The following is an 11,172-nucleotide window of genomic DNA, read 5'->3' on the forward strand; positions in this document are numbered from 1 at the left end:
TTTCGACAAGATGAAGGAGCGAGGCTCGTGAGGATACCCTGTCCGCTTTGCGGGATGCGCGATCTGCGCGAGTTCTCGGTGCGCGGCGCGGCGCTGCCCGAGCCGGAGGGCGCGGCGTGGAGCGCGGCGTGGGACGACTACCTCCACAACCGCGACAACCCGGCGGGCGAAAGCTGCGAGTTCTGGTATCACGGGCAGGGCTGCGGCGCGTGGCTGGTGGTCACGCGCGATACCGTGACCCACGAGATCGCCGATGTGGTGCTGGCGGGCGCGGAGGCCGGGGCATGAGGATCGACGGCAAGGGGCGCATCGACCGGACGCGGCGGGTGTCATTCTCGTTCGACGGGCACCGGCACACGGGCTTTGCCGGGGACACGCTGGCCTCGGCGCTACTGGCCGACGGCGTCAGGGTGATGGGCCGGTCGTTCAAGTATCACCGCCCGCGCGGCGTGATGACCGCTGGCAGCGAGGAACCCAACGCGCTGGTCACGCTCGGCCTGGGCGCGGCGCAGGTGCCCAATTGCCGCGCCACCACGACCGAATTGCACGAGGGGCTGGTCGCGCGCAGCCAGAACCGCTGGCCTTCGCTCGGGTTCGATGTGCTGGCGGTAAACGACCTGATGGCGCCGTTCTTCGGCGCGGGGTTCTACTACAAGACGTTCATGTGGCCACGCGCGTTCTGGGAAAAGGTCTACGAGCCCGCGATCCGCCGCGCCGCCGGTCTCGGTGCGCTGTCGGGGGAGCCGGCCGAGGACCGATACGAGCGCGCCTATGCCCATTGCGACCTCTTGGTGATCGGCGGCGGGCCCGCCGGGCTGATGGCGGCGCTCGCGGCGGCGGAGGCGGGCGCCGACGTGATCCTCGCCGAAGAGGACGTGGCCCTTGGCGGTCGCCTGCTGGCCGAGACCGAGGAGGTCGACGGGCAGGATGGCAGCGACTGGGCGGCGGAGATGGCGGCGCGCCTCGGTGCCATGCCCAACGTGCGGATCATGACGCGCACGGCGGTGACCGGGGCCTATGATGGCGGCACCTTCGGCGCGCTGGAGCAGACCGCCCCCGATATCGAGGGTCGCCCGCACGCGCCCGCCGGTTGCTTCTGGCGGATCGCGGCGCGGCGCGCGGTGCTGGCGGCAGGCGCGCTGGAGCGGCCTGTGGCCTTCCCCAACAACGACCGCCCCGGCGTGATGATGGCGGGCGCGGTGCGCGCCTATCTCAATCGCTGGGGCGTGGCGGCGGGGCGCAGCGTGCTGGTCTTTGGCAACAACGACAGCGCCCACCGCACCGTGGCCGACCTGCAGGAGGCGGGGGTGCACGTCGCGGCGCTGGTTGATGCGCGCGCGCACGCCACCTGCGGCCATGACGTGACCTTCTATCCCGGCGCGCAGGTTACCGGCACCGCCGGGCGGCGCGGGGTCGAGGCGGTGTGCATCGCCACCGCGCGGGGCGAGGAACGCATCGCCGCCGATACCGTGGCCGTCTCCGGCGGGTGGAACCCGACGGTGCACCTGGCATGTCACACGGGCGCGCGGCCCGTCTGGGACGACCGGCTTGCCGCCTTCCTGCCGCCCGAGGGGGCGGTGCCTGGGATGCGCGTGGCGGGGGCTGCCGCCGGGCATTTCTCGACGCGCGCCTGCCTCGAGAGCGGGCTGGCCGAGGGGCGGCACGCGGCGAAAGACCTCGGCCTCAAGGTCCCCGCGATCGAGCTACCCCCCGCCTCTGACGGCAGCTTTGACATCCTGCCGCTGTGGCAGGTGGAGGGGAGCGGGCGGGCCTGGCTCGATTTCCAGAACGACGTGACGGTCAAGGATGTCGAACTGGCCGCAAGGGAAAATTTCCGCTCGGTCGAACACATGAAGCGCTACACCACGCAAGGGATGGCCCCCGACCAGGGAAAGAATTCCAACGTCGGCGCGCTCGCCGTGCTGGCCGAGGCGACCGGGCGCTCGATTCCCGCGACCGGCACCACCACCTTTCGCCCTCCTTTCGTGCCGGTGCCCATCGCGGCGATGGGCGCGGGCGGCAAGGGCAAGACATTCGCGCCCGAGCGCTTCACCACCAGCCACGCGGGCACGATCCGGCGCGGCGCGCCGATGATCGAGGCGGGGCTGTGGTACCGGCCCAGCTATTTCCCCCGCAAGGGCGAGACCCATTGGCGGCAATCCTGCGACCGCGAGGTCATGATGGTGCGCGAGGCGGTGGGCGTGTGCGACGTCTCGACCCTGGGCAAGATCGACGTGCAGGGGCCGGACGCCGCGCAATTCCTCGATTTCCTCTATACCAACGCGATGTCCAAACTGGCGCCGGGCCGGGTGCGCTATGGCCTGATGCTGCGCGAGGACGGGCACGTCATGGATGACGGCACCTGCGCGCGGCTGGCCGAGGATCATTTCCTCGTCACCACCACCACCGCCGCCGCGGGCGCGGTGATGCGCCACGCGGATTTCGCAGGCCAGGTGTTGCGGCCCGGGTGGGACGCGCGCGCGGTGTCGGTGACCGAGCAATGGGCGCAGTTCGCCGTGGCGGGGCCGCGCGCGCGCGACGTGCTGGCCGATGTGCTCGACGATCCGGGCGCGCTCGACGACCTGCCCTTCATGGGCTGCGGCCCGGTCGCGGTGGGCGGCGTGGCGGCGCGGCTGTTCCGCATCTCGTTCTCGGGCGAGACGGGATACGAGATCGCGGTGCCCGCGCGGTTCGGCGCGTCGCTCTTCGAGGCTCTGGTGACGCGCGCAGAGAGCTTGGGCGGCGGCGCCTACGGGATGGAGGCGCTCAACGTGCTTCGCATCGAGAAGGGATTTATCACCCATGCCGAGATCCACGGGCGGGTAACGGCCTTTGACGTGGGCATGCAGGGGATGATGAGCCGCAAGAAGGATTTCATCGGCAAACCGGCGGCGAGCCGCGAGGGCCTGATGGACGAGGGACGCGAGCAATTGGTGGGCCTCAAGCCCGTGGGCGCGGTCAAGGAATTGCTGCCCGGTGCGCATCTCTTCGACGAGGCGGCCGAGCCGGTGGCGGCAAACGACCAGGGCTATATCACCAGCGCCTGCTACTCGCCCACGCTGGGTCACGTGATCGGGCTGGGATTCCTCGCACGCGGGCGCGCCCGGATCGGAGAGCGGGTGCGCGCTGTGGACCACCTGCGCGGATCGGCGACGATCTGCGAGGTATGCGCGCCCGGATGGGTCGATCCCGAAGGAGGGCGGATGCGTGGTTGATCTGGTGGAGATGACCCCCTGCGCGGGGCTGGTGCCGGTGACGGCGGGCGCGCTGCGGCTGACGGAGGCGGCGCCGGGATGGGTGACCGTGCTGGCCCCCTACAAGGGACAGCAGGCTGCGCTGGGCCGGGCGCTGGCGCAGGCGCACGGGCTGGGCTGGCCCGAACCCGGAGAGGTGATCGCGGGCGATAGCGGCGCGGTGCAGTGGTTCGGGCGCGATCTCGCGCTGCTCGTCGGGCCCGCGCCCGACGCGGCGCTGGCCAAACATGCCGCGCTCACCGATCAGTCCGACGCCTGGGCGGTGCTGCGGATCGAGGGGCCGGGTGCCACGGCGGTGATGGCGCGGCTGACGCCGCTCGACCTGCGCGAGAGCGTCTTCGGCGTGGGGCGCACGGCGCGCACCGACGTGGCGCACATGGCCGGCGCGGTGACGCGGGCCGGAACGGACGCCTATGACATCATGGCGTTCCGGTCGATGGCTGCGAGCCTCGTGCACGAGGTGGCGATGGCTATGCGCCGGGTCGCGGCGCGCACGCAATAGGCGTGACACGGGCCGCATTGAGCGGGATCGCGCGCGGGCCTACAGCGTGTCGCTAAAAGCGGGAACCGGTTCTGGGCTTCCCGGACACTCTAGCGCATCGCGGCGGTGAGCAGGGCGAGGGCGGCGCTGGCGTCCTCCTCGCGCCAGATTTCCTCGCCGAAGGCGAGAAAATCGCTGACCGGGGCGAGAGAGGCCACGGCGGCCGCGTCGAGCGCGCCCTCGGCCACCACCGGAAGCTCGATCATCTCGGACCACCATTCGAAGATTTCGCGCTCTGCCTGCGTGCCGCTGCCAAGCGCGGTCTGGCCCACCGGGCCGAAGGCGACGTAATCGGCCCCGGCCTCGCCCGCGCTCATCCCGTCATGGCGCGAGGTGCCGCAGAACGCCCCGACGATGGCGTCGGGCCCAAGCTCTTTTCGCGCCGCGCGCACCCCGCGCGCGCCGTCGGCGAGGTGCACACCGTCGAGGCCGAGCCGCCCGACGAGGCCCACATGCCGCTCGATCACCACCGCCACGTCGCGGGCGTGCGCCGCTTCGCGGCAGGCGTCCGCCGAGGAGGCCACGGTGTATTCGTCGCCGCTGGCCATCGCCACGCGCAAACAGGCCACGGGATGCGCGTCGAGCACGGCGGCGAGCCGGTCGATGAACGGCGCGATCTCGAAGGCGGGGGGGGTGACGAGGTAGATCTGGGGATGCTCTGCGTCGGTCATCGGGCGGGCTCCGCTGTGGTCTGACGGCCCTCTTAGCGGGGAATTGCGGGCTTGGCCATGGTTCGAATTCGGCGCTGGCAAGCGGGCGGGCGCGTGCCTATTCTCGGGTGAAAGGACGAGAGGGGCGGTGCGTGGCGATTGCAGGGCTTGCCGAGGGGCTGACGCGGGGGATCGAGGGGTTTGGCGAGCGCGTCTCGGGCGCCCTGTTCGAACCCGTGATCCGGCTGGGCGTGACCGGCCTCGCGCGGGTCGGAAAGACCGTGTTCATCACCTCGCTGGTGGCCAACCTGCTGGATCGCGGGCGCATGGGCGGCCTTGCGGCGGCGGGCGAGGGGCGCATCCTCGCGGCCTACCTGCAGCCGCAGCCCGACGTCACGCTGCCGCGATTCGATTACGAGACGCATCTCGCCGCGCTCGCCGGCCCCGAGCCGCACTGGCCCCAAAGCACGCGCGCCGTCTCCGAATTGCGGCTGTCGCTCAGGGTGCAGCCCGCGGGCATGCTGGCAGGCTTGGCCGGGCCGCGCACCGTGCATCTCGACATCGTGGATTATCCGGGCGAGTGGCTGCTGGACCTCGCGCTCCTCGACAAGGATTATGCCGCCTGGTCGCGTGAGGCGCTGGCGCGCGCCGAGGCGCGCGCGGAGGGTGCGGCATGGCGCAAGGCGCTGGCCGGTGTCGATCCGGCGGCGGCGTTCGACGAGGGGCAGGCGCAGGGCCTCGCGGCGGCGTTCACCGCCTACCTGCGTGCTGCGCGCGCCGCCGGGCACGCCGATTGCACGCCGGGGCGGTTCCTGCTTCCGGGCGATCTGGAGGGCGCGCCGGTGGTCACGTTTGCGCCGCTGCCCGAGGCAGAGGGCGCAGGGCGCGGCAGCCTCGCGGCACAGATGGCGCGCCGGTTCGAGGCCTACAAGCGCGAAGTGGTGCGCCCGTTCTTTCGCGCGCATTTCGCCCGGATCGACCGGCAGATCGTGCTGGTGGACCTGCTCGACGCGATTCATCGCGGCCCGGTGGCGGTCGAGGAGACGCGCCGCGCGATGGCCGAGATCCTCGGCACGTTCCGGCCCGGGCGCAACGCCTTTCTCACCCGGCTGTTGCAGGGGCGGCGGGTGGAGCGGCTGCTGTTTGCCGCGACCAAGGCCGACCACCTGCACCACGCGCAGCATCCGCGCCTCGCCGCGATCATGGAGGCGATGCTGCGAGAGGCACGTGACCGGGCCCAGTTCGCGGGTGCCGACGTGCGCAGCATGGCCATCGCTGCCTTGCGCGCCACGGTGGAGGAAACCCGCCGCCACGGCGGTGCGGAGGTGGAGTGCGTGCGCGGCCGGGTGCCGGAGGGCGGGCAGGCGGCGTTCCATCCCGGCGATCTGCCCGACGATCCGGCGGCGATCCTGTCGCCCGCGCGGGCGGGGGCCGAGACCTGGCCCGACGGCGATTTCGGCACCATGCGCTTTGCGCCTGCGCGGCTGTCGCTGCGCGCGGGTGACGGGCCGCCGCATATCCGGCTCGACCGCGCCGCGCAGTTCCTCTTCGGGGACCGGCTGTGAGGCTGGCGCGCGCGCATATCTGGCAGGTGCCGCGGCTGGCAGCGATCCTGTGGGCCTATACGCGGGGCACACCCGGCCAGCCCTGCGCGCGCAGCCGCGCCGAGGATCTGCACCTGTTGTGGCGCGAGACGTGGCGCGGCCGGGTTCGGGTGGCGCGGGTGCAGGGCCGGATCGCGGGGTTCATCCTGCGCCGGGCCACGCGGGTGCATGCGCTACACGTGGCCCCGGACATGCGCGGGCAGGGGGTGGGCCGCGCGCTCCTGTCCGACGCGCAGGCGCGGGCGGGCGTACTCGACCTGTGGGTGTTGGAGGCGAACCGGCGCGCGCGCGCGTTCTACGCCCGGGCAGGCTTTGCCGAGGCGGCACAGGACCGGCGCGGCGGCGGCAATGACGAGGGCCTGCCGGATATCCGCATGGTCTGGCAACGCGGGGAGGCGCAGGCATGAGCAAGGGGCCGCTGCTGATCGACATCGAGGGCGAGGAGGAGGCCGCGCCGGACCGCGCGCCGCCGGTGCCCGACGAGGCCGCCCCGCCCGAGGGCCGGGCGATGCGCGCGGCGATGGCCGGGCTGGCGCGGCGGCCCTCGTGGCTCGTGCGCGCCTTCTGGGCGCTGGCGCTGGCGCTGCTGGGCGTGGTGGTGTCGGTGGCGGCGTGGGATTTCGCGGTCGCGCTGATGGAGCGGTCGCCGCTGCTGGGCCGGGGTGTGGCCGTGCTGGGCGCGGCGCTCGCCTTGGTTGCGGTGCTGATCGCGATCCGCGAGGCGGCGGGCTTTGCCCGGCTCGGGCGGCTCGACCGGCTGCGCGCCGGGGCCGAAGCGGCGCAGGCGGGGGACGATCTCGGCGCGGCGCGCGAGGTGGTCGCGCGGCTTCGGCGGCTCTACGCGGCCCGGACAGAGGCGGCCTGGGGTCTGGCACGGCTGGACGAGCGCGCGCACGAGCAGCTCGATGCCGAGGCGCTGCTGGCATTGGCCGAGGCCGAGCTGCTCGCGCCGCTCGACGCGGCGGCGCTGGCCGCGGTAGAGGCGGCGGCGCGGCAGGTGGCAACGGTCACCGCGTTGGTGCCGCTGGCACTCGCCGACGTGGTGGCGGCGCTGGTGGCCAACCTGCGCATGATCCGCGCCGTGGCCACCATCTATGGCGGGCGCACCGGCACGCTGGGAAGCTGGCGGCTGGCGCGCGCGGTGGTCGCGCACCTGGTGGCCACCGGCGCCGTGGCGGTGGGCGACGACATGATCGGCAGCGTCGCGGGCGGTGGCGTGCTGTCCAAGCTGTCGCGCCGCTTTGGCGAGGGGGTGGTCAACGGCGCGCTCACCGCGCGGGTCGGGCTGGCGGCGATAGAGCTGTGCCGCCCGCTGCCGCGCATCGCCACGCCGCGTCCGACGGTGGGCGGCGTGGTGCGCCGGGCGCTGGCGGGCCTGTTCGCGCGCGGGGAGGGCTGAGCCATGGATTTCGAGGTGTTCGTTACGCTGGTCGCGCTGGGGGTGCTGGGGCTGGTGGTCATCGGCATCCCGGCGCTGCTGGTCGGGCAGGCGCGGTTGCGCCGCCGGGTGGCGGCGCTGGAGGCGGCACTGGCGGGCGGCGGCGTGCCGGAAGCGGCTGCCATGCCCGACGCGGCGCCCCCCGCCGGGACAGAGGCCGAAGACGACGCCCCGCCCACGTCACCCGCGCCGGACGCGGCGGAGGGGGCGGAGGTGGCGGCCCCGAAACGCCCCGGCCTTGCCGCGCGGCTCGGGCGTTGGCTGCGGGGCAACTGGGCGGTGGCCGTGGCCGGGGTGTCGCTGGCGCTGGCGGGCCTGTTCCTCGTGCAATACGGGGTCGAACGGGGGCTGCTGACGCCTGCGATGCGGGTGCTGGCGGCGCTGGGCCTCGGCGCGGCGCTGGTGGTCGCGGGCGACCTGCTGCGGCGGCGGCACGGCGATGCGGCGTCGGTGCCCTCGGGGCTGGCGGGCGCCGGGCTGATCGTGCTGTTCGCGGGCGTGCTGGCGGCGCGGGCGCTTTACGGACTGATCGACCCGGGCGCGGCGCTGGCCGGGCTGGTGGCGGTGGCGGCGCTCGCCGTGGTGCTGGGCTGGTTCCACGGCCCGGTGCTGGGCACGCTGGGCCTATTGGGCGCGGGCGCGGCACCGTTCCTCGTCGGCGGCGAGAGTGCCGCGGCGTGGCTCTTCTATCCGTATTTCGCGCTGCTGGCCGTGGTCGGGCTGGCGGTGGATGCCGCGCGGGGCTGGCGCTGGCTGTCCTGGCTGGCGCTGGCGGTCGCCGTCGCGGGCGCAATGCTGCTTTATCTCGGCGGCGTGGCGGCAGAGCATTTTCTCGGCTTCTGGGCGTTGGTGGTGCTGGCGGCGGTGCTGGTGCCCGGGGCATACCCGGTGCCGCGCCATCCCGCACCGTCGCTCGGGCAGCGGCTGATGGCAGGGGGCGGCGCGTGGCCGGGCCTGCCGGAGCTGCTTGCCGCCGTCGCCGTGGCGTTGGCGAGCGGCGCCGCGCTGCTGGTGGCGGCAGCGGCGGAGACGGAAGCGCTGGCATGGCTGTCTCTGGGGCTGCTGGCGGGGATGGCGGCGGCGCTGACCCTTGGTACGCGGGCCGCGCCCGGCATCGCCGACCTGCCCGCCCTGCCGGTGGCGGCGGCGCTGGCGCTGGTGGCGCTCGATGGCGAACGGGGCGGGCCGCTCGTGTCGGCGTTCCACGCCGCGCGCCTGCCCGAGGCCCCGGTGCCGATCGGTGCGACGGTCCTGATGGCGGCGGGCGCGGTGCTGTCGCTGCTGCTGGCCACGCGGATGCGCGGCGCGGCAGGGGCCGCACCGGCGATCCTGTGGGCGCTTGGCGCGGCGCTGGCGGGGCCGGGCGTGGCGCTGGTGCTGGAGCTGTCGTGGCAGCCGGGGGCGATGCTGGGCGGCTATCCTTGGGCGCTGCACATCATGGGCATGGCGGCGCTGATGGTGGCGCTGGCGGCGCGGGCTGCACCGCGCACGCCCGACCCGCGCCTGGTGGCGGCGATCTTCGCGGGCGCGGCGCTCACGCTCATCGCGCTGGCGCTTTTCGTGGTGCTGAGCAAGGCGGCGCTGACGCTGGCGCTGGCGGTGATGGTGCTGGCCACGGCGCTCATCGACCGGCGGTTCGACCTCGCCTTGCTGGGGCTGTTCGCGCAGACGGGCGTGGCGGTGATTGGCTACCGGCTGGTGGTCGATCCCGGCATCGACTGGGCGGTCGACGAGGCCGGGCGCGGCGACGTGGCGCTGGCGCATCTGGGGCCGCTGGTGCTGCTGGCCGCGGCCTGGTGGCAGTTGGGCGCGCGGGGTCGTGAGGTGACACGCGGTGTGGTCGAAAGCGCGATCTGGACCGTCGCGGCGATCCTGCTGAGCGTGGTGCTGATGCGGGTGCTGGGCACTATCGGGGCAATGGGCCATGCCGGGCTGGGCCTGATGGCCACGGTGTGGTTGTCGGTGGCGCTGGCGCAGCTCTGGCGGCTGCGCGGGGCGGGGGCGGCGCTCAGGGCGCTACGCACCGCGCTGGCGGTCGTCACCGGGACGGTTGCGGTGGCGCTGCTGGTCGCGCAGGCCGTGCTGACCAATCCGCTCGCCCCGTTCATGTGGCGGCGCGAAGAGGTGCTGGGACCGCCAATCCTCGACAGCCTCGCCGCCGCCTACCTGCCGGTGGCGCTGATCCTCGCGGTGGCAGCGTGGCGGATGGATCACCTGCCGCGCATGCTGTGCCGGGGCTTCGCCGTCGCGGCCTCGGGCTACGCCGCCTGGTACGGCGCGCTGGAAATCCGCAGGCTGTGGCAGGGGCGCGACCTGAGCGTGCCGGGGGTGCTGGAGGGCGAGCTTTATACCTATACCGTGGCGCTGATGGCGGTGGCGCTGGCGCTGCTGGCACTGGCGGTGCTGAAGCGCTCCGAAGGCTTGCGGCGGATCGCGATGGCGGGGGTCGCGCTCACCGTGGCCAAGGTGTTCGTCATCGACATGAGCGGACTCGCCGGCCTGTGGCGGGTGGCGGCGTTTCTCGGTCTCGGCCTGTCACTGGCCGCGCTTGCCTGGATCAACGCGCGGATCATCAAGCGGATGGGGCTCGACCCCTGAGCCGCAGCCCCGGCGGGGCCGGCAAGCCGGCCCCGCGTCCTTGTCCGGTCATTCGACCGGGGCGCTTGTCCCGCCGGTGATGCTCTCGGGGGCCGGTGTCTGTGCGGGGGTAGGTGCCTGGGCGGGCGGCGCTGAGATGCTGCTCAGGACCACGATCCCGCCGATGACCACCACGATCATCAGCAGGGCAATCAGCCCGCCGCGTCCGGTGTTGCCACTCGGATTCGCGTTATAAGGGTCCGCGGTGTTGCGGACATGGCTTTGCAGGTCGTCGTTTGGGGCGGGAGTATACATGGCTCCTCCTTTCACTACGCCAATGGTAGATCGTGGCGATCGTTCTGCAGAGGGGGCGCCGCCGAAGCCGCGATTTCTGGCGGCGGCGTGCCGTTTTACCTGCCAGTGAGCGGCACGTTTCTGCCATCGGCTGTATCCGGCCGGTCGAAATGGCGCGTTCTGGCGGATTTCTGCCTGTGTCAGCGCAGTTTGGGCACACCGCCGGGATGGGTCTCGCGGTCGACCACGGCGGCGCGCATGGAGCGGCCGATGCGGTGCGCGAGCGCCGACCACGCGGCGGCCTGCTCGGGGCGCAACTCGCGGGCGAGCACGTTGTCGAAGAGCGCCAGCCATGTCGAGAACATCCCCGGTTGCACGTTGCCCGCGCGGACATGCGCGGCGATCGGGCTGCCGTCGTAGCGGCGCTCGTGCAGGATGGTGTTGGCCCAGAAATCGGCGACCTTCGCCTCGTGGGCGGGCCAGTCGGTGACGTGGGCCGCGAATACCGGACCGAGGCCCGGATGCGCGCGCACCGCGGCATAAAACGCTGTGACCACCCGCTCGATCTCGGGCCGCGTGATGTCAAAGCGTGGGGGCAGGGCGGTGGTCATGCCTCGTAAATGCGCCGCTGAGCCGCGCGAGGCAAGGGGGGATGGCGGCGGGCGAAATCCCGAAAGAGACCTCAGCGAAACGCCTCGTTTGAGGGGTGAGGTGGGATTTGTTTCCCCCGGGATGGTTTTGGGCCGGTTGTTAGGCTTCGGTGGTGGCCTTGACTGGCAGGTGAGATTGGTGAGGGAGCCGGGTTATCAGCCGT

The 11,172-nt window shown here is 72.9% G+C and carries 10 protein-coding genes; 7 read left to right on the forward strand and 3 right to left on the reverse strand.

Annotated features, from left to right (window positions below; all coding sequences use genetic code 11):
- Positions 1-27 precede the first annotated feature (27 nt).
- Genes AC13D8_RS12015 through AC13D8_RS12025 form a run of 3 tightly spaced genes read left to right on the forward strand, consistent with a single transcriptional unit; the run spans position 28 to position 3,756 of the window.
- Positions 28-288: a sarcosine oxidase subunit delta gene (locus AC13D8_RS12015; protein ID WP_482969034.1), complete on the forward strand. Its 261-nt coding sequence runs from the start codon at positions 28-30 to the stop codon at positions 286-288.
- Positions 285-3,215, forward strand: a complete 2,931-nt coding sequence (locus tag AC13D8_RS12020) for a sarcosine oxidase subunit alpha family protein (protein ID WP_482969035.1) — start codon at positions 285-287, stop codon at positions 3,213-3,215. The genes AC13D8_RS12015 and AC13D8_RS12020 overlap by 4 nt, the downstream gene beginning before the upstream one ends.
- A complete protein-coding gene (locus AC13D8_RS12025) occupies positions 3,208-3,756 on the forward strand; it encodes a sarcosine oxidase subunit gamma (protein WP_482969036.1) in 549 nt (182 codons plus the stop codon). The genes AC13D8_RS12020 and AC13D8_RS12025 overlap by 8 nt, the downstream gene beginning before the upstream one ends.
- An 89-nt stretch (positions 3,757-3,845) precedes the next feature.
- Here AC13D8_RS12025 and AC13D8_RS12030 read toward each other — a convergent pair whose 3' ends face one another.
- Positions 3,846-4,466 (reverse strand): thiamine phosphate synthase, encoded by a 621-nt coding sequence (locus AC13D8_RS12030; RefSeq protein ID WP_482969037.1) that lies wholly within the window; start codon positions 4,464-4,466, stop codon positions 3,846-3,848.
- 131 nt (positions 4,467-4,597) lie between these two features.
- On the opposite strand from AC13D8_RS12030, the gene AC13D8_RS12035 reads away from it, so the two are divergent.
- Genes AC13D8_RS12035 through AC13D8_RS12050 form a run of 4 tightly spaced genes read left to right on the forward strand, consistent with a single transcriptional unit; the run spans position 4,598 to position 10,085 of the window.
- Positions 4,598-6,010, forward strand: coding sequence for a YcjX family GTP-binding protein (locus AC13D8_RS12035; RefSeq protein WP_482969038.1), 1,413 nt, complete (start codon positions 4,598-4,600; stop codon positions 6,008-6,010).
- Positions 6,007-6,456, forward strand: coding sequence for a GNAT family N-acetyltransferase (locus AC13D8_RS12040; protein WP_482969039.1), 450 nt, complete (start codon positions 6,007-6,009; stop codon positions 6,454-6,456). Before AC13D8_RS12035 ends, AC13D8_RS12040 begins: the two co-directional genes overlap by 4 nt.
- Positions 6,453-7,448, forward strand: coding sequence for a YcjF family protein (locus AC13D8_RS12045; RefSeq protein WP_482969040.1), 996 nt, complete (start codon positions 6,453-6,455; stop codon positions 7,446-7,448). The genes AC13D8_RS12040 and AC13D8_RS12045 overlap by 4 nt, the downstream gene beginning before the upstream one ends.
- Positions 7,449-7,451: 3 nt before the next feature.
- The gene (locus AC13D8_RS12050; protein ID WP_482969041.1) at positions 7,452-10,085 is read left to right on the forward strand and encodes a DUF2339 domain-containing protein; all 2,634 of its coding nucleotides are present in this window, start codon (positions 7,452-7,454) and stop codon (positions 10,083-10,085) included.
- Positions 10,086-10,133: 48 nt separating this feature from the next.
- Here AC13D8_RS12050 and AC13D8_RS12055 read toward each other — a convergent pair whose 3' ends face one another.
- Entirely contained in the window at positions 10,134-10,379 is a 246-nt protein-coding gene (locus tag AC13D8_RS12055) for a hypothetical protein (RefSeq protein ID WP_482969042.1), read from the reverse strand.
- A 179-nt stretch (positions 10,380-10,558) separates the two neighbouring features.
- Positions 10,559-10,969 carry a group III truncated hemoglobin gene (locus AC13D8_RS12060; protein ID WP_482969043.1) on the reverse strand — a complete coding sequence of 137 codons (411 nt, stop codon included), beginning with the start codon at positions 10,967-10,969 and terminating at the stop codon, positions 10,559-10,561.
- Between the last annotated feature and the right edge of the window lie 203 nt (positions 10,970-11,172).

Source organism: Roseovarius sp. B-10 (genome assembly GCF_056859295.1).